This window comes from Pseudomonas sp. M30-35 (assembly GCF_002163625.1).
Classification (GTDB): domain Bacteria; phylum Pseudomonadota; class Gammaproteobacteria; order Pseudomonadales; family Pseudomonadaceae; genus Aquipseudomonas.
Map to the genome: position 1 here is coordinate 3,785,192 of NZ_CP020892.1, position 17,947 is coordinate 3,803,138.

General features: G+C 54.0%; 16 protein-coding genes. 9 read left to right on the forward strand and 7 right to left on the reverse strand.

Translation table 11 applies throughout. The features are described 5' to 3' along the window. Positions 1-178 precede the first annotated feature (178 nt). From B9K09_RS17500 to B9K09_RS17525, 7 genes are all read left to right on the forward strand, one after another. Positions 179-1,606 (forward strand): di-heme oxidoredictase family protein, encoded by a 1,428-nt coding sequence (locus B9K09_RS17500; RefSeq protein WP_087518021.1) that lies wholly within the window; start codon positions 179-181, stop codon positions 1,604-1,606. Between the two features lie 9 nt (positions 1,607-1,615). Further along, the gene (locus B9K09_RS17505; RefSeq protein ID WP_087518022.1) at positions 1,616-2,677 is read left to right on the forward strand and encodes an imelysin family protein; all 1,062 of its coding nucleotides are present in this window, start codon (positions 1,616-1,618) and stop codon (positions 2,675-2,677) included. Next, positions 2,678-3,772 carry a DUF1513 domain-containing protein gene (locus B9K09_RS17510; RefSeq protein ID WP_087518023.1) on the forward strand — a complete coding sequence of 365 codons (1,095 nt, stop codon included), beginning with the start codon at positions 2,678-2,680 and terminating at the stop codon, positions 3,770-3,772. A gap of 204 nt (positions 3,773-3,976) precedes the next feature. Beyond that, positions 3,977-4,627 (forward strand): hypothetical protein, encoded by a 651-nt coding sequence (locus tag B9K09_RS22990; protein WP_371917413.1) that lies wholly within the window; start codon positions 3,977-3,979, stop codon positions 4,625-4,627. Further along, entirely contained in the window at positions 4,573-5,607 is a 1,035-nt protein-coding gene (locus B9K09_RS22995; protein ID WP_371917469.1) for a methyl-accepting chemotaxis protein, read from the forward strand. Before B9K09_RS22990 ends, B9K09_RS22995 begins: the two co-directional genes overlap by 55 nt. A 239-nt stretch (positions 5,608-5,846) precedes the next feature. Next, positions 5,847-6,992, forward strand: coding sequence for an efflux RND transporter periplasmic adaptor subunit (locus B9K09_RS17520; RefSeq protein ID WP_087518024.1), 1,146 nt, complete (start codon positions 5,847-5,849; stop codon positions 6,990-6,992). A 26-nt stretch (positions 6,993-7,018) separates the two neighbouring features. Next, positions 7,019-10,090: a multidrug efflux RND transporter permease subunit gene (locus B9K09_RS17525; protein ID WP_087518025.1), complete on the forward strand. Its 3,072-nt coding sequence runs from the start codon at positions 7,019-7,021 to the stop codon at positions 10,088-10,090. Positions 10,091-10,201: 111 nt separating this feature from the next. Here the strand turns inward: B9K09_RS17525 and B9K09_RS17530 are convergent, their stop codons facing one another. The 5 genes from B9K09_RS17530 to B9K09_RS17550 form a co-directional block, all read right to left on the reverse strand. Then, positions 10,202-10,417 carry a hypothetical protein gene (locus tag B9K09_RS17530; RefSeq protein ID WP_087518026.1) on the reverse strand — a complete coding sequence of 72 codons (216 nt, stop codon included), beginning with the start codon at positions 10,415-10,417 and terminating at the stop codon, positions 10,202-10,204. Between the two features lie 325 nt (positions 10,418-10,742). Beyond that, entirely contained in the window at positions 10,743-12,389 is a 1,647-nt protein-coding gene (gene groL / locus B9K09_RS17535) for a chaperonin GroEL (RefSeq protein WP_087518027.1), read from the reverse strand. Positions 12,390-12,436: 47 nt separating this feature from the next. After that, on the reverse strand, positions 12,437-12,730 hold the full coding sequence (locus B9K09_RS17540) for a co-chaperone GroES (RefSeq protein ID WP_010486228.1): 294 nt from the start codon (positions 12,728-12,730) through the stop codon (positions 12,437-12,439). A 336-nt stretch (positions 12,731-13,066) separates the two neighbouring features. Beyond that, a complete protein-coding gene (locus B9K09_RS17545) occupies positions 13,067-13,522 on the reverse strand; it encodes an FxsA family protein (protein ID WP_087518028.1) in 456 nt (151 codons plus the stop codon). A 69-nt stretch (positions 13,523-13,591) separates the two neighbouring features. Continuing rightward, positions 13,592-14,317, reverse strand: a complete 726-nt coding sequence (locus tag B9K09_RS17550; protein WP_087518029.1) for a HugZ family protein — start codon at positions 14,315-14,317, stop codon at positions 13,592-13,594. A gap of 238 nt (positions 14,318-14,555) precedes the next feature. Between B9K09_RS17550 and B9K09_RS17555 the strand changes: the two genes are divergently transcribed. Beyond that, positions 14,556-15,314, forward strand: a complete 759-nt coding sequence (locus B9K09_RS17555) for an SDR family oxidoreductase (RefSeq protein WP_087518030.1) — start codon at positions 14,556-14,558, stop codon at positions 15,312-15,314. A gap of 74 nt (positions 15,315-15,388) precedes the next feature. On the opposite strand, the gene B9K09_RS17560 is transcribed toward B9K09_RS17555, so the two are convergent. Together B9K09_RS17560 and B9K09_RS17565 are read right to left on the reverse strand one after the other, a co-directional pair. Further along, positions 15,389-16,411, reverse strand: coding sequence for a DUF481 domain-containing protein (locus B9K09_RS17560; protein WP_087518031.1), 1,023 nt, complete (start codon positions 16,409-16,411; stop codon positions 15,389-15,391). Positions 16,412-16,539: 128 nt separating this feature from the next. Next, positions 16,540-17,538: a DUF481 domain-containing protein gene (locus tag B9K09_RS17565; RefSeq protein WP_087518032.1), complete on the reverse strand. Its 999-nt coding sequence runs from the start codon at positions 17,536-17,538 to the stop codon at positions 16,540-16,542. On the opposite strand from B9K09_RS17565, the gene B9K09_RS17570 reads away from it, so the two are divergent. Continuing rightward, positions 17,537-17,929 carry an MGMT family protein gene (locus B9K09_RS17570; RefSeq protein ID WP_256574084.1) on the forward strand — a complete coding sequence of 131 codons (393 nt, stop codon included), beginning with the start codon at positions 17,537-17,539 and terminating at the stop codon, positions 17,927-17,929. The two genes, B9K09_RS17565 and B9K09_RS17570, sit on opposite strands and share 2 nt — an antisense overlap. Positions 17,930-17,947: the final 18 nt, after the last annotated feature.

A 17,947-nucleotide genomic window follows, 5' to 3' on the forward strand; every position in this document is an offset into this window, starting at 1 on the left:
AACTACTAGCCAGGAACGTCGGTTGGTGCGCGTAACGGAGAGCCTACAGATGCTAGCCACGCGCAGGCTGCATGTCGTAGCGCAGTGCCATCCAAACCTTGTTGATAACGAAAATCGCTCTTATTTAAATACTGCTGTGCTGGTATGATTCCGCGCAGTTTTTCTCGGATACATGCTGATGTTGACGCTGTTGCAACGCCCTACCCCATTGTTAGGCCTCGTTTTAGCGCTGGCCTTGAGTGGGTGTGAAAAACCACCGCAGTTCACCCAGGCCGAACCGGGTGAAGCATTCTCCGGCGGGCACACCAGCGTATCCAAAGCAGATCACAATGCTTACTCGCAACCTTCGGCAAACCTATCTCCATTGCGGCGTTTAGATTTCAGCGTCGGCAACAGCTTCTTCCGTAATCCATGGGTCATCGCCCCGGCCACCACCATTGCGCGTGACGGTCTTGGTCCGCTCTTCAACACAAACGGCTGCCAAAACTGTCATATAAAAGACGGCCGAGGCCACCCGCCAAAGCCAGATGCAGTCACTGCCACCTCAATGTTGGTGCGTTTGTCGATTCCGGCAACAACTGCCGAACAGGCAAAAATAATTCAACACCTGGGTGTGATTCCAGAGCCGACTTACGGCGGACAGTTGCAGGATATGGCCAACCCCGGCGTCGCCCCGGAAGGCAAAGTGCGCATGAGCTATACCCTGAGCAGCGTCGAGCTTAAAGACGGCAGCAAGATTGAGTTGCGCAAACCAACGCTGAACATAACCCAACTCGGCTATGGCCCGATGCATCCAGACACGATGTTTTCGGCGCGTATCGCCCCGCCAATGATTGGCCTGGGTTTGCTCGAAGCCATCGCCGAGAGCGACATTCTCGCCAATGCCGACCCGGACGACAGCAACGGTGATGGTATCTCGGGTCGGCCCAATCAGGTTTGGAATGATGAATTGGGGCAAACCGTGCTTGGCCGTTTCGGCTGGAAAGCTGGCCAACCCACCCTGAACCAACAAAATGCCCATGCTTTTTCCGGTGACATGGGCCTAACCACGAGCGTGGTGAAGAACGACGACTGCACCACAGCGCAAGTTGATTGCCTGGCCGCACCTAATGGCGGAGAACCCGAAGTCAGCGACAAGCTGCTCGCCAGCATTCTGTTTTACAGCCGCAATCTGGCGGTGCCAGTGCGCCGCGATGTTGGTAGTCCTGAAGTACTCAAAGGCAAGAACCTGTTTTACCAAGCCCAGTGCAATGCCTGCCACATAGAGAAATTCACCACGGCGGCCGATGCAGCCGAGCCTGAACTGGCGAAACAAGCCATTCGCCCATTTACCGATATGCTGCTACATGACATGGGCCCCGGTTTATCTGACAATCGTCCTGAGTTTGCTGCCACCGCTCAAGAATGGCGCACACCGCCATTGTGGGGCATTGGATTGACTGAAGTCGTTAACGGCCATACTCAGTTTTTACATGACGGTCGCGCACGCAACCTGCTCGAAGCTATTGCCTGGCATGGAGGCGAGGCCGAAGCGGCCAAACAACGCGTTTTAGCTTTTAACGCCGAGGAGCGCAAAGCGCTGCTGGCCTTTCTGAATTCGCTATAGGAGCTGCACATGAATCGCTCACCATTAACTCTCGCACTTCTGAGCGTTTTACTCAGCGCCTGCGCACCCAGTGATCCACAACAAAAAGTCACCTCTGCGTTAGCTGATGGCGTGATTCTGCCCGCCTACAGTTCATGGGCTGAAGCAGACCAAAAACTGGCAGCAAGCGCCCAAGCGTTCTGCGCGGGTGAGCAAGACTTGCCGCAAGCGCGTGAAGCATTCCTCGCAGCACAAAGCGCATGGGCTGGCCTGCAAACCGTTCTGGTCGGACCAATGGCTGAGGGTAACCGGGCTTGGCAGGTACAGTTCTGGCCAGACAAAAAGAACCTTGTCGCCCGCCAAGTACAAGCGTTGCTGAAGAACAAACCACAGCTCACACCTGCCGATCTAGAGCAGGCCAGCGTCGTAGTCCAAGGTTTGACCGCGTATGAATACATCCTCTACGACGAGTCAATCGACCTGGCTGATACCCAACAGAAAACCCGCTATTGCCCGTTGATTACCGCGATCGGTGACCACCAACAAAAGCTCTCAGCCGACGTATTGGCTGATTGGCAAGCTAAAGACGGCGTTGCCAACCAGCTCAAAGAGTTCCCTAACGCACGCTACACCGAAGCACCTGAGGCGCTTGCTGATGTACTGCGCAGCCAGGTCACTGCAATTGATGTGCTGAAGAAAAAGCTCGGCACTCCATTGGGTCGTCAAAGCAAAGGCCAACCGCAGCCTTATCAGGCTGAAGCTTGGCGCAGCCATGCAAGCCTGGCCAATATCGCAGCGACTCTGGCCAGCGCCGAACGCATCTGGCACGGCGCCAACCAAGATGGCGTAAAAAGCCTGCTCGGTAGCGATCAGGACGCGCTGAAAAAACGCATCGACGACGCTTATGTCGACACTCGCCAGCGTCTTGCGGGCCTGCAGCGCCCACTGTCTGAACTGTTAAAAGAAGAAGACGGCCGCGCCGTGCTCAATGAGTTTTACGACAGCCTCAATGTGCTACACCGACTGCACGAGGGTGAGCTGGCTCGAACCCTGGGCATCCAACTCGGCTTTAACGCCAACGACGGAGACTGAATGAAACGCAGAGCATTCCTTGGCCTGGCAGGCACAGCACTCGCAGCCAGCGCATTCGGTGGCTGGACACTGGTTAAAAACACCTCGCAGCCGTTACTGGTTTCAGCCCGTGACGGTAGCGATGGCCAACACTATGCCGTCGGTTATTACCTGGATGGCAGCCAGGCTTTCGCTACCCAGGTCAAAGAGCGTTGCCACGACGTTGTGCCACATCCAAGCCAACCAATGGCACTGTTCGTTGGCCGTCGCCCAAGTACCGAGAGTTACTTGATCGACACCCGTGACGGAAAGCTGTTGCAAACACTGACCTCGCCTGCTCAACGTCACTTCTATGGCCACGGCGCATTTCACAAAGATGGCAACTGGCTTTACGCCACTGAAAACGACACATCTGAACCGGGGCGTGGTGTCATCAGTGTCTACCGCGTACAAGGCACTAAACTTGAGCGAGACCATGAGCTGTCAACTCACGGCGTCGGGCCACACCAATTGCTATGGTTACCCGATGGCGAGACGCTGGTTGTAGCCAATGGCGGTATTCGAACCGAGGCCGAAAGCCGGGTCGAGATGAACCTCGATGCGATGGAGCCCAGTCTGGTATTGCTCAAACGTGACGGCACACTGATCAGCAAAGAACAGCTGCCTGAGCGTATGAACAGTGTTCGCCATCTGGCAATTGCCAGCGACGGCACCATCGTCAGCGGCCAGCAGTACATGGGCGAGATAACGGACAAAGTGCCTTTGCTGGCCATCAAGCGTCCTGGGCAAGCCTTTGAGCACTTCCCATTAGCCGAAGAACAGCGCCAGGTCATGCGTCAGTACACAGCAAGCGTGGCAATCAACAGTGAGTTACGTTTGCTGGCAATGACCGCCCCACGCGGAAGCCGTGTGTTTATCTGGGATCTAGACAGCGGCGCTGTGCGTCTTGATGCACACATGCCAGATTGCGCTGGTGTCGGCGCCGTCGAACAGGGCTTCGTGGTTAGCTCCGGCCAAGGCCGTTGCCGTCTGTATGACTGCCGCGAAGAGAAAATCGCCATGCAGCCCATGCAGTTGCCTGCTGGCCTGTGGGACAACCACCTGCGCCTCGCTTGATCCTCCTGCCATGACCGCCAGCCAGCCTATATTGGCTGACCGGCGGTCATATTGCCCCCCGCATATTCTCAAGAACCAAAGTTTACCGCCGACAGAGACGACTGCAGCTTTCAATATGCGCTTGGTGCTCAACATAGAGGCTATACCTCCTCTCTAAGTGGTGCGTGCAAGCGGCTGTAAACTTTATGAATTGAGATGATAACGATGTTTTTAAAGCACTCCCTACGCGCACAAATCCTCGCCCTGCTGGGCGGCAGTCTGCTACTCATTCTGGTCATGGCACTGCTGTGCTTTGCATTTCTGTCCAGCTCGATGCAGTCCTACCGCAGCCTGATTGAGGGTCCAATTCTCTCATCACGCCTGGTCAATGAAGCCAACGTTGAATTCAAAATTCAGGTACAGGAATGGAAGAACGTACTTCTGCGCGGAAAAAATCCTGCTGACCGCGACAAATATTGGCAGCAATTTCAGGCCCAAGAAGCCAGCGTCCAACAAACACTCAAACAGCTTGCGCAAAATGCCGCTGCAAACAATAAGCAACAGCTACAGGCACAAACTGAAAGCCTGCTTAGTGAACACCGCACAATGGGCAGCGCCTACCGAAGTGGCTTTCAAGCGTTTGTCGACGCCGGTGGTGATGCAGCGACTGGAGATGCGGCGGTCAAAGGTATAGACCGGGCGACCGGCCAGAAGATGGAAGAACTGGTCAGACAATTGTCTAAACACAGCCATGAGCAATCGGTCATGATTGGTGCCCAAGCCAGCCAGGCCTTGAGTTTAGGCATTGGCTTTATGCTCATATCGAGTGTGGTGTCGGTCTGGTCAGCCTGTGGCTGGTTAATCGCAACCTTGTGAATCCAATACAGCAACTGATCGAGTACATCGCTCAACTCAGTCAGGGCAACTTTGCCAATCGCGCCGAGGTCAACCGTCAAGATGAGCTCGGGCGCTTGGCTGTCGCGGCGAATACTTTGCGCGACTTCCTGGCTGAAACCTTCATTCAACTCAAGCGTAGTACCACCGACCTAGAAAGCTCCAGTAGCGAACTGAGTGCAATAGCGACGGTGATGGCCCAAGGCAGCCGCGACCAATTTACCCGCACCGACCAAGTTGCCACCGCCATGCATGAGATGTCCGCTACCGCGCAAGAAGTTTCCCGCCACGCCGGTGAAGCCGCCAACGCTGCCGATGATGCCGACAGCTCTGCGCAGCATGGTGAACAGGTCATGCAAGCCACCATCGAAACCATCACCCACATGAGTCAGGAGATCATGACCACCGCAGGGGTAATCCGCCAACTCGAAGGCGACAGTGGCCGCATCAGCAAGGTTCTTGAAGTCATCCGCGGGATTGCCGAGCAAACCAACCTGCTCGCGCTCAACGCGGCGATCGAAGCTGCACGTGCCGGTGAGGCAGGTCGAGGCTTTGCCGTAGTTGCTGATGAGGTGCGCACACTGGCCCAGCGTACAGCCGAATCAACCGCTGAGATCAACCAGATCATCAACACCGTACAAACCGGCGCCAGCAATGCCGTGCAGGCCATCGTCAGTGGTCAAAAGCTCAGCGACAAAGGCCTTGAGCAAGTCACGGAAGCAGGCCTCAAGTTGCAACAGATCACTGCCGCGGTTGAGGCGATCCGTGACATGAATCGTCAGATCGCAACCGCCGCAGAAGAGCAAACAGCAGTCGCCGAAGATATTTCGTGCAACCTGACAGAGATAACCACCATCGCCAGTGAAAATGAAAAAAACGTGCAACGCACTGAAATTGCCAGCCAAAACCTGCGCAAGTTATCAACAGGCCTCAGCGACGTTACCCAGCGCCTGAGCGCATAACTCCCCCTACCAACAATAGGCCTGCACCCGCTGTATGCCTATTGTTGCCATCAAGACGCGAATGCCAACCCGCAACGGCAAACCACACCAACCAGAGCACATATATACGCCTGGGTATTAACCCGAGCACAAAGCCAAATTATTTGTTAAATGCAGGCTTTGACTTGCCCCCACAACGGCACTAATGTTCCACCTTGGCCAATAAATTAGGCTCCCTTTACCTGCCAAGGATATGCAACATGTTGCTTCGACGGATGCTAATAATGATAGGCGTCGTTGTTCTGGTAGTGCTCGCTCTGGGCGCTTACAAGGGCTACACCATCTACCAACAAGTCCAAATGTTCTCAGCCCCTACGCCAGCGATCAGTGTCAGTGCAAGCACTGTTGAAGAACGCCCGTGGCAGCAGCGTATTCCCGCGATCGGCACTCTAAGAGCATTTCAAGGTGTTGACCTGACAGTTGAGGTCAGCGGCATTGTGCAAAGCGTGCTGTTTAATTCAGGCGAGCAGGTCAAGCAGGATCAGCCGTTGGTGCAGATGAGCAGCGACGTCGAAACTGCAAACCTGGCAACCGCGAAGGCAGACCTTGATCTCGCACGCGTGGAGTTTGCCCGCGGGAAAAAACTGGTCGCTCAACAGAACCTGTCAAAAAGTGAATACGACCGCCTTACAGCAGAAAACGCCAAGGCCAGTGCCAGCGTCAATCAACTAGAAGCATTGCTGGCGAAGAAACGCATACTTGCCCCCTTTAGCGGAACCATCGGTATCCGTCAGGTAGACGTAGGCGACTTCCTCTCCTCAGGCACTTACATCGCCACCTTGCAGGATATCTCGCAGCTGTATTTGGACTTCTTCCTCCCGGAGCAAGATGTTCCGAAAATCGCCCTTGGCCAGACTATTAGCTTCAGTGTCGCGGCGTATCCTGAGCAAAGTTTCAGCGCAACTATTTCTGCGATCAATCCTAAAGTTGAGGACAGCACGCGCAACGTACAAGTGCGCGCGACGCTTGAAAACCCGGACAACAAACTACTGCCGGGCATGTTTGCCAACTTGCACCTGCTGTTACCTGACAACAGTGCCCAGAAAGTCATTCCTGAAACAGCCATCACCTACACCCTGTATGGCAATTCGGTGTATGTGATCGCTGAAAAGAAAGACGAACAAGGCAATGTGGTCAAAGAAGAGGATGGCAACCCCCAATTGATTGCCCAGCGGCGCGTAGTTGAAACTGGCGAGCGGCGCGATGGCCAAGTGGTGATTTTGAAAGGTTTGCAGACCGGTGAACGCGTAGTTGCTTCGGGCCAGCTAAAACTCGATAACGACGCTCACATAAAAATCGTCGACCAACCTTCAGCTACGGCCAGCACGTCTGACGCCGAACAATAAGCGGCGCTCAGCCCAAGGAATCAGACATGGCTTTTACTGACCCATTTATTCGGCGCCCAGTGTTGGCGACCGTGGTCAGCTTGTTGATCATCCTGCTCGGTTTGCAGGCCTTCAATAAACTGACTATTCGCGAATACCCGCAACTCGAGAACGCGCTGATTACCGTTACCACCTCTTACCCCGGAGCGAATGCGGAGACTATTCAGGGCTACATCACCCAGCCCTTGCAGCAGAGTCTGGCCAGCGCCGAGGGCATTGATTACATGACCTCGGTGAGTCGCCAGAACTTCTCGGTGATTTCGATCTACGCGCGTATTGGTTCTGACAGCGACCGTTTGTTTACCGAGCTATTGGCCAAGGCCAACGAGGTTAAGAATCAACTGCCACAAGAAGCCGAAGACCCGGTGCTATCAAAAGAAGCCGCTGATGCTTCTGCGTTGATGTACGTGAGTTTTTACAGTGATGAACTGACCAACCCGCAAATCACCGATTACCTGTCACGCGTTATCCAGCCAAAGTTGGCGACTCTGCCGGGCATGGCCGAGGCAGAAATTCTCGGCAATCAAGTATTCGCCATGCGCTTGTGGCTCGACCCGGTGAAGATGGCCGCGTATGGAATAACCGCAGGTGATGTGAACACGGCAGTGCGCAAGTACAACTTCCTCTCCGCAGCTGGCGAGGTTAAAGGCGAATATGTCGTTACCAGCATTAATGCCGAGACTGACCTCAAGAGCGTTGAGGGCTTTGCTGCAATCCCGCTGAAAACCGTTGGCGATAGCCGGGTTCTGATCGGCGATGTTGCACGCGTTGAAATGGGCGCGGAAAACTACGATTCGATCAGCTCGTTTGATGGTATTCCCTCGGTTTACATCGGCATCAAAGGCACTCCAAGCGCCAACCCTCTGGACGTGATCAAGGAAGTTCGCAAGATCATGCCATCGCTTGAGGCGCAGCTACCGCCAAACCTCAAAGTCTCGATAGCCTACGACGCCACGCTATTTATTCAGGCCTCGATTGATGAAGTGGTCAAGACCCTCGGCGAGGCGGTCTTGATTGTCATCGTTGTGGTGTTCCTGTTCCTTGGCGCGCTGCGTTCGGTGTTGATCCCGGTGATCACCATCCCGCTGTCGATGATTGGCGTGCTGTTTTTCATGCAGCTCATGGGTTACTCAATCAACCTGCTAACGCTGCTGGCGATGGTGCTGGCGATTGGTTTGGTGGTGGACGATGCAATTGTCGTGGTGGAGAACATCCACCGCCATATCGAAGAAGGTAAAACCCCGTTCGATGCAGCGATTGAGGGCGCACGCGAGATCGCTGTGCCAGTGGTCTCAATGACCATTACCCTGGCTGCCGTGTATGCGCCTATCGGCTTCCTTTCAGGGCTTACCGGAGCACTGTTCAAAGAGTTTGCTCTGACCCTGGCAGGTGCGGTGATTATTTCCGGTATCGTCGCCCTGACGCTGTCGCCGATGATGTGTTCGAAACTACTGCGCCATGAAGAAAAGCCCAGCGGACTTACCCACAAGCTGGATAAAATCTTCGACGCACTGAAAAACCGTTATCAGCAAAGTTTGCACAACACACTTGAAACCCGCGCAGTGGTTCTGGTGTTCGCAATCATCGTCATGTGTTTGATTCCGGTGCTGCTCAAGTTCACCAAAAGCGAACTGGCGCCTGAGGAAGATCAAAGCATCATCTTCATGTTTGCCAACGCCCCGCAACCGACCAACCTCGACTACCTGAATAAATACACCGATCAATTCCTGCCGATATTCAAGGACATTCCAGAGTACAACTCCTGGTTCCAAATCAACGGTTTTAACGGTGTGCAGTCGGGTATTGGCGGTTTCCAGTTGAAACCATGGGACCAACGCTCACGCACCCAAATGGAATTACTGCCTGAGGTGCAAGCCAAGCTCGACCAGATCCCGGGCTTGCAGGTATTTGCCTTCAACCTGCCCTCCTTGCCGGGCACCGGAGAAGGCTTACCATTCCAGTTTGTGGTCAACACGCCGAATGATTACGAGTCACTTTTAGCGGTGACTGACAAGATCAAAAAACGTGCAGAAGAATCCGGCAAGTTCGCCTTCCTGGACGTTGACCTCGCATTCGACAAACCAGAGGTGGTGGTTGATATCGACCGCGAAAAAGCCGCGCAGATGGGCGTATCGATGGAAGATATCGGCACCGCCCTTTCCAGCTTGCTCGGCGAAGGCGAGATCAACCGTTTCACTATCGAGGGCCGAAGCTACAAGGTTATCGCTCAAGTCGAGCGGGCTTACCGCGACAACGCCGATTGGCTGAACAGTTACTACGTGAAGAGTGAAAGTGGCGAACTGTTACCGCTGTCGACGCTGATTAAAGTTAGCGACCGTGCGCGGCCGACTCAGCTCAACCAATTCCAGCAGCTTAATTCGGCAATCATCCAAGGTTTTCCGATTGTCAGCATGGGTGAAGCCATCGATACGGTTCGCCAGATCGCGGAGGAAGAAGCCCCGGTTGGCTACTCGTTTGACTACGCAGGCTCGGCACGTCAGTACATTCAAGAAGGCGCCGCGCTGTATACAACCTTCGGCATCGCCTTGGCACTGATATTCCTGGTGCTGGCTGCGCAGTTCGAGAGTTTCCGCGATCCGCTGGTGATTATGGTCACCGTACCGCTGTCGATTTGCGGAGCATTGATACCGCTGTTTCTCGGCCTGTCGAGTATGAATATCTATACTCAAGTCGGCTTGGTGACCTTGATCGGGCTGATTACCAAGCACGGCATTTTAATTGTCGAGTTCGCCAATCAGTTGCGCCGGGAAAAAGGCATGTCCCGTCGTCAGGCTATTGAAGAAGCAGCCGCCATTCGTCTGCGCCCAGTACTGATGACCACTGCGGCGATGGTCTTCGGTATGGTGCCGCTGATTCTAGCGACCGGTGCGGGCGCGGTGAGTCGCTTTGACATCGGCCTGGTGATTGCCACCGGCATGACTGTCGGCACATTGTTCACCTTGTTCGTATTGCCGTGTGTGTACAGCCTGATTGCACACCCGGACACCAAAGCTGAAGCCCCAGCGCCTGAACTAACCACTCAACCTGTCGCGCCATAAAGCGCTTGAGCACAAAAAGCCCCGCACTTGCGGGGCTTTTTGTTGAAGCCGGAGACACTGCCAGATGAAATACACCGCGGGCAATCCACTCGCGCGATGCTTTATGGCTGCCTAGCGTACGGGCTGGGACATGCCGAACATAAATAACAGCAGGTCATGATCAGGTTTGGTTTGTTGATCCATACGCTGACTGACTGGCATTGGGCAGTAACCCTGACTGAAGCCAGTAATGACTTGTGGGCTGTCTTCACTCCACGCGGCGAATGCCAAAGACGTCACACCGAGTGCGCCGACCAGAAACAAACCTCGAGCAACTTCTAACTTCATTACCGCAACCTCTTGATAGCGCTGCCAAACGCGTTGTACTAACGTAGTTCACCTAGCCTAATTTTGTCAGCTTATGCGACAAGCGGTAGATGCTTAAATCAAGGCTGCAGGTGAATAAAGCAACAACATGCGCAGGACTCAAGGAATATCGGCAGGGTTCTGAACCTCAAACTATATGATTGGTTCAATCCGTAATCGATATTCACAGATCGATCGTGAAGAAAGTGTCAATTACCTCACACAAGAGGCGCGTCGGCGGCTTTTGTCAGGCATAAAAAAACCCCGCGACTGGCGCGGGGTTTTTCGGTACTAGGTGCAGGCTGAATTACATCATGCCGCCCATGCCACCCATACCACCCATGCCGCCCATATCAGGCATTGCAGGGCCTTTGTCGTCAGCTACTTCAGCGATCATCGCCTCGGTAGTGATCATCAGGCTACCGATCGAGGAAGCGGCTTGCAGTGCCGAACGGGTCACTTTAGCTGGATCAAGGATACCCATTTCGATCATGTCGCCGTACACGCCAGACGCAGCGTTGTAACCGTAGTTACCTTCGCCTTGCTTGACCTTGTCGACCACAACGCTAGGCTCGTCACCTGCGTTAGCAACGATCTGACGCAGTGGCGCTTCAACCGCGCGACGCAGCAGAGCGATACCAACGTTCTGATCTTCGTTGTCGCCTTTCAGGTCAACGATGGCCTGCAGAGCGCGAACCAATGCCACGCCACCGCCAGGAACCACGCCTTCCTCTACCGCAGCACGGGTAGCGTGCAGGGCGTCTTCAACGCGGGCTTTCTTCTCTTTCATTTCAACTTCGGTGCCGGCACCGACTTTGATTACTGCAACACCGCCAGCCAGTTTGGCCAGACGCTCTTGCAGCTTCTCTTTGTCGTAGTCCGAAGAGGTGTCTTCAACCTGCTTGCGGATCTGAGCAACGCGGGCTTCGATATCAACCTGCTGACCAGCACCGTCGATGATGGTGGTGTTTTCTTTGCTCAGGATCACGCGCTTGGCGTTACCCAGATGCTCAAGAGTAGCGCCTTCAAGGCTCAGGCCGACTTCTTCAGAAATCACAGTACCGCCAGTCAGGATCGCGATGTCCTGCAACATGGCTTTACGGCGATCGCCGAAACCTGGTGCCTTAACAGCAGCGACTTTGACGATACCGCGCATGTTGTTCACAACCAGAGTCGCGAGGGCTTCGCCTTCAACGTCTTCAGCAACGATCAACAGTGGACGACCGGCTTTGGCAACAGCTTCCAGCACCGGCAGCATTTCGCGGATGTTGGAGATTTTCTTGTCGACCAGCAGGATCAGCGGGGTTTCAAGTTCAGCCACCATGGTGTCTGGCTTGTTGATGAAGTATGGCGACAGGTAACCACGGTCAAACTGCATGCCTTCTACAACAGACAATTCGTTTTCCAGGCCCGAGCCTTCTTCAACAGTGATCACGCCTTCTTTACCGACTTTTTCCATGGCTTCAGCGATGATGTCGCCGATGGAGTGGTCGGAGTTAGCCGAGATAGTACCAACCTGAGCGATAGCCTTGGTGTCAGCGCATGGCTTAGACAGGTTCTTCAATTCTTTAACAATAGCGATGGTCGCTTTGTCGATGCCGCGCTTCAGGTCCATTGGGTTCATGCCAGCAGCGACGGCTTTGAGGCCTTCGTTGACGATAGCTTGAGCCAGAACGGTGGCGGTAGTTGTACCGTCGCCTGCAGCGTCGTTCGCCTTGGAAGCAACGTCTTTAACCAGCTGAGCGCCCATGTTTTCAAAGCGATCTTTCAGCTCGATTTCTTTAGCAACAGAAACGCCGTCTTTGGTGATGGTTGGAGCACCGAAGCTCTTTTCCAGAACGACGTTACGGCCTTTAGGGCCCAGAGTTGCTTTAACAGCGTCAGCCAGGACGTTTACACCGGCGAGCATTTTTTTACGGGCGGAGTCGCCGAATTTAACTTCTTTAGCAGCCATGGAAATGGTTCCTCAATTCTTGACGGTTAAACGGAGATTCGTGGAAATCAGGCTTCAACAACAGCCAGGATTTCGCTTTCACCCATTACCAACAGGTCTTCGCCATCAACTTTGACGGTGTTGCTACCGGAGTAAGGGCCGAACACAACCTTGTCACCAACCTTGACGGCCAGTGCTCGAACTTCGCCGTTGTCCAGCACGCGACCAGTGCCTACGGCAACGATCTCGCCTTGATTAGGCTTTTCTGCAGCGGAACCTGGCAGCACGATACCGCCAGCGGTTTTGGTTTCTTCTTCGCTGCGGCGAATCACTACGCGGTCATGCAGAGGACGAAGCTTCATTGTCGATCTCTCCCAATAGATTGTTTTATCAGCCGGTGTCTTCACCGACGGTTAGCAAAGTCTGGCGTTGCCAGTAGCGTTGCACACTGCACGTTCCACATTGCACAACGCTGAAGTCTGCTCTGTCTTAGTGACAGAAAACCTTGCGGTGCTTGCTATATGCGGGCGCAAAAGGTGATTTCAAGGGCGCCAACTAATTTTTTTACATCAGCGCCAGCAATCACGGGCTCGAGCCGCAGACCGAATCAGCCTGCTCATTTGGGGCATTACCAGCACTCAAGAAAAAGCCCGCGCTAGGCACGGGCTTGGTTCAACATAAGGCTACGATTGCTGCAATTAGTCGCGACGTTCGTATTCACCTTCAAGCACATTAGGACGCGAGTCCGCCGGACGCTGCGCCGCAGCAATATCATCGGCAAACGCGCGCTGACGTGCGACCTGTTCGGCTGCCCGGGCACGGATTTTACCGACGAAGATTCGACGGGTGAACGGGATCAGACATAACAGACCGAAGATGTCGCTGATAAAACCTGGCAACAGCAGCAAGCCACCACCGACAGCAATCATCAAACCTTCAAGTACTTCCTGCTCCGGCAGTTCACCACGGGCAAGACGCTCACGCGCACGGAATGCCGTAGCAATACCGGCTACACGCAGAAGAATGCTACCCAGTACGGCAGAGCCGACTACCAGCAAAATAGTCGGCAGCGCACCAATTGCGCCCCCCACCTTGATCAATACGGCCAGCTCTATGAGCGGGAATAACAGAAACAAAAACAAAAAAGCACGCATCAGAGTTTCCTTAACGGAAGAACAGCTTCCTGTGAGGATGAAGTATGGGTTAGCGCACTTAATTCAAGCTTAAGCCGCGTTATTTCCCGGCCATTCATCGGCGTGAGCCAGCGCCACCAATGCCTGACGCACCGCTCCAGGAGTGTTACAAATTGTTGGAAAAGCCAGCCAATAGATGCTTTTGGCGATAGACAGATGAAAACCTTCGCTATCTATACCGACCATCTGCGCCGGAGGGTGAGCCGGTAAACCTGCCAGTTCGACATAGTGGGCAATGGCTTTGCGGTGATCGGCATTCATGTGTTCAAGCATGCTCAGCTCAGCTTCGCCAGCAAACTCGTTGGCCAGCGTAACGTGATCAACCCAGTGAATAGCACCAAAGCCGCCGATATAACGACTCCTTACAGGCTCAAGGCGCCAGAAGTCGAAATCATGCGCCCGATGATAATCCGCAGACTCGGGGAAATAGCGGTAATAGCGTTCGGCTGCGGCCTCAATCGTTTGAGCATCTTCAAGTCGGCGAGCCTCGGCCAAAACGGTCAAACGCCCTGCGGCCTGAACATCTTCGGCGGCACGCTCACCGACCAATATCGAGCACTTTGGGTCACGTTGTAGATTATGAGTGTGCTGGGCGATGCGGCTGATAAGGATCAGCGGGTAGCCCTGCGCATCCAAGCAATACGGCACCACTGAGCCGAAAGGAAAGCCGGGCATGCTCTTGGAATGTGTCGAGAGTACGCCGCGGTATTCCTTGAGCAGCAATTCTCGGGCATGCTTAGCCGCGCTTAAGCTCATAATATGACTCCCTGCAAAGAATCCGTCACAAAAAAGAAATTGGAATGACTGTTGGCAACCAGCTTCCACGAAACTGAATGCTTAAAACCAATATGAAGCACCCGCTGAAATTAGCAGTTTACGCGCTGTCGATATTTTTGTTCAGCAGGTTTCGCCTCTTTTGAGTGGAGCAGCTAGTCGTTCGAGGGGATGAATGGCTGCCGCAGGGGCATACACACATTTTAGATGGGGAACCTCCATGCAACTGCAAGACAAAGTCATCATCATCACTGGCGGCTGCCAAGGATTAGGCCGCGCAATGGGTGAGTACCTGGCGAGCAAAGGTGCCAAGTTGGCACTGGTCGACCTCAACCAGGAGCGCCTCGATGAAGCGGTGGCTGCCTGTAAAGCACTGGGTGCTGAGGCGCGCGCGTACCTGTGCAACGTCGCCAATGAAGAGCAAGTCACGCACATGGTCGCTCAAGTCGCTGAAGACTTCGGCGCCATCAATGGCCTGGTTAACAACGCGGGCATTCTGCGCGACGGCCTGACCATCAAAGTTAAAGATGGTGAGATGAGCAAAATGAGCCTGGCGCAGTGGCAAGCCGTTATCGACGTAAACCTGACGGGTGTTTTCCTTTGCACCCGTGAAGTCGCGGCCAAAATGGTTGAGCTGAAAAATCAGGGCGCGATCATCAATATTTCTTCGATCTCACGCGCTGGCAATATGGGCCAGGCCAACTATTCAGCGGCCAAGGCAGGGGTTGCCGCAGATACGGTGGTCTGGGCCAAAGAGTTGGCGCGCTACGGTATCCGTGTGGCGGGCGTTGCACCTGGCTTTATCGAAACCGAAATGGTTGCCAGCATGAAGCCAGAAGCACTGGAGAAAATGACTTCGGGTATTCCGCTGCGCCGCCTGGGCAAGCCTGCTGAAATCGCCCACTCGGTCGCCTACATCCTTGAAAACGACTACTACACCGGTCGTATTCTTGAGCTTGATGGCGGTCTGCGCCTGTAATCGCTGCGCACGATTAACAGATGCAACTAAAAACGCCCCGCATTGCGGGGCGTTTTGCTTACGTCGACTCAATCCTACCAACCAACGCCGAACCCCAAGCTATAGCGGGTTTCATCCAATTCGTTGTCAGAGCCACCACCACTGACCAAATCTTTCTCGGCTTTCATATTGAGCGAAGCCCAGTCAGTTACCTTGTAGCGCAACCCCACCTCAGCATCGAAGGTGTAATTCGCTACGTCATCCAGTGGTTTACCGACCTCACCAGTGGTAAAGAACTCAACAGCCTTACCCAGTAAGTAACGGTTGTAGTCCCACTTACCGCTAATCGCGTAGAAGTTCGTTTGGTCGCCGTTGGCATACTCGTAATCAGTCCGGTTGATTAGCCCGGCGATAGAGAAAGCACCTAACTCGTCATCCCAGAACTGATAACCGGGACCCGTACCGACAGTGCGTTGACGCTCCAGATCTTCGACCTTATCGCGCTTGTACTCCAGACGCCCCTGCCAGAACCAGTGTTCATCGAGGAAACGGTCGAGGGCATATTCGGCGTCCCAGTTGTCCGTCGTGACCACATGATCCGAGAGTTCACGGTTGTAACCTGCTGTCGCATTGTGCCGCCAGGCTCCGTGGCGGGCCTGGGTTTTCAGATCGATATCGTAATCATCAGTGTCGGTCTCTGAGCGTTTGAAATCAAAGGCTGCATCGATATTACCGCGCCACGTCAGGTCTTCGACAACCGGCTTGGGCTTCATGATCTGGGTGATGCTTGCCAGCTCAATAGTGCGCGGCGCCTCGCCATTGACCAACACTACTTGCCCAGCCTCGCCAGCACGCAGTGACTTGGCCCGCTCAGTGTTTGAGTCGTCTTCCTTAACCAGCAGCTCACGATCGCTTTCCAGCGTTTTGACTTTGCTCCACGCCAACGGAATCGCTCCACCGTAATCGGTTTGCAGGAGTAATTTGTTGCCGTCGAAGAATTTGATTGTCCCGGTAAGACGGTCGCCGTTTTTTAGCCAGACGGTGTCTGCCAGAAGCGGCGAGGCGGCCAAGAACAACGTGATGCTTAGTAATGTACGAGAAGCTGTTTGTGAAAACATAGGTGACTATGACTGCTCAGATTCTAGAAAAGTCGCGCATTATGTACTTCCGCGACACCTGAACAAGCACAGACCGAGCTTTTCCAGCCAAGTTCAGGATTCTTCCGACCAATCGACTCAAGTATTACCTACCAACCCACACCAACACCGATCAAAAAGTTCTCATCGGTGTTATCCCCAGCTTGCGCTTCGATGCGGTCGAGCTCATACAAGATAGACACCCGCGCCCAGTCATTTAGCCGGTAACGCAGGCCAAACTCACTTTCATAGACATAGTCAATTTCACTGATTTCAGGGAACTGGACTTCAGCATTGGTGTAGAACTCCAGACGCGTCCCCCACAGCAGGCGTTTGTAATCCCAAACCAGTGAGAATGTGCGAAAACTCAAATCGCCACCGGGGTAGTCAAACTTGACCTGGTTAACCTGCCCAATCAAATCAAAACGCCCCAGAGAGTCATCCCAGAACCGATAGCCGGGACCGGTGCCGATAATTTGCTGCTTTTCGACAAACTCAAGATGATCGACTTGCTGCTCACCGCCTAAACGCCAAAACCAATGCTCGGTTAAAAACCGGTCGATGTCGTACTCAAGGTTCCAGTTGTCATCGGTCACACGATCGTTTTTAGTCTCACGCTCATATTCGCCATTCATCACCTGCCGCCAGCGCCCTTGCTCGATTCGGGTATCTCCCTTGAGCCTGAACTCATCGGACTTATCATCTTTGCGTTCAAGATCAAGCTTGGCGTCAAGATTGCCCTCCCACGTAAAGTCCTGGAGAAACTCACGCGCCGGCACCAAGCGCGTCACGCTGGCCAGTGGCACGGTTTGCGTCGAGACATCGGTAATCCGCACCATTCCTTTGCCCGCCGCCGCTAGCTGCTTGCTATGTTTGCTGTCGAGACCTTGACGGCGAATGAGTAGCGGCTGATCTGAGCTGAGTGTTTCGATATCAGACCAGTTGATTAATACTTGGCCCGCATACTTGGTCTTTAAAGACAGTTTCCCGCCATCGAGCAGGATAATTTCGCCGCTCAGGCGGTCACCATTATTCAACCAGACCGTATCGGCCATAAGCGGCGCGGCAACACCCAACGACATGAAGAGCAAGCAGGTACGCAGCCACATGATTGATCACCCAGACTTGAAACAGGTTAAATCAGCCAAGGATGCCGCCTTGCCATCATCTAACGCAAGTCAACAGGAGCGTAAAACAGCCTTGTATACCGTGCTCGCACAGATTCCTGAGGGGTGTGTAGTCAGTTATGGCCAACTGGCTGAACTCGCGGGGCTAGGCCGTGCCGCGCGCTGGGTGGGCCGGACGTTAAGTCAACTGCCAGACGGCAGCAGTTTGCCGTGGCATCGAGTAGTTGCAGCAGGAGGCAGACTGAGCTTAAGTGCAGGCAGCCATTCCGGGGCAGAACAGCGCGCTCGATTACGGGCCGAAGGCATCACTATTCGAGGAGAAAAAGTGGATATCCGACAGCACGGCTGGCGTCCAATGGAGCACAGCGGTTAGAGTGCGCCCTTTGTTAAG

Coding starts and splice junctions, on each gene's coding strand:
- B9K09_RS17500 (WP_087518021.1), top strand. CDS start 179: ATGTTGACGCTGTTGCAACGCCCTACCCCATTGTTAGGCCTCGTTTTA.
- B9K09_RS17505 (WP_087518022.1), top strand. CDS start 1,616: ATGAATCGCTCACCATTAACTCTCGCACTTCTGAGCGTTTTACTCAGC.
- B9K09_RS17510 (WP_087518023.1), top strand. CDS start 2,678: ATGAAACGCAGAGCATTCCTTGGCCTGGCAGGCACAGCACTCGCAGCC.
- B9K09_RS22990 (WP_371917413.1), top strand. CDS start 3,977: ATGTTTTTAAAGCACTCCCTACGCGCACAAATCCTCGCCCTGCTGGGC.
- B9K09_RS17520 (WP_087518024.1), top strand. CDS start 5,847: ATGTTGCTTCGACGGATGCTAATAATGATAGGCGTCGTTGTTCTGGTA.
- B9K09_RS17525 (WP_087518025.1), top strand. CDS start 7,019: ATGGCTTTTACTGACCCATTTATTCGGCGCCCAGTGTTGGCGACCGTG.
- B9K09_RS17530 (WP_087518026.1), bottom strand. CDS start 10,417: ATGAAGTTAGAAGTTGCTCGAGGTTTGTTTCTGGTCGGCGCACTCGGT.
- groL (WP_087518027.1), bottom strand. CDS start 12,389: ATGGCTGCTAAAGAAGTTAAATTCGGCGACTCCGCCCGTAAAAAAATG.
- B9K09_RS17540 (WP_010486228.1), bottom strand. CDS start 12,730: ATGAAGCTTCGTCCTCTGCATGACCGCGTAGTGATTCGCCGCAGCGAA.
- B9K09_RS17545 (WP_087518028.1), bottom strand. CDS start 13,522: ATGCGTGCTTTTTTGTTTTTGTTTCTGTTATTCCCGCTCATAGAGCTG.
- B9K09_RS17550 (WP_087518029.1), bottom strand. CDS start 14,317: ATGAGCTTAAGCGCGGCTAAGCATGCCCGAGAATTGCTGCTCAAGGAA.
- B9K09_RS17555 (WP_087518030.1), top strand. CDS start 14,556: ATGCAACTGCAAGACAAAGTCATCATCATCACTGGCGGCTGCCAAGGA.
- B9K09_RS17560 (WP_087518031.1), bottom strand. CDS start 16,411: ATGTTTTCACAAACAGCTTCTCGTACATTACTAAGCATCACGTTGTTC.
- B9K09_RS17570 (WP_256574084.1), top strand. CDS start 17,537: ATGATTGATCACCCAGACTTGAAACAGGTTAAATCAGCCAAGGATGCC.
- B9K09_RS17565 (WP_087518032.1), bottom strand. CDS start 17,538: ATGTGGCTGCGTACCTGCTTGCTCTTCATGTCGTTGGGTGTTGCCGCG.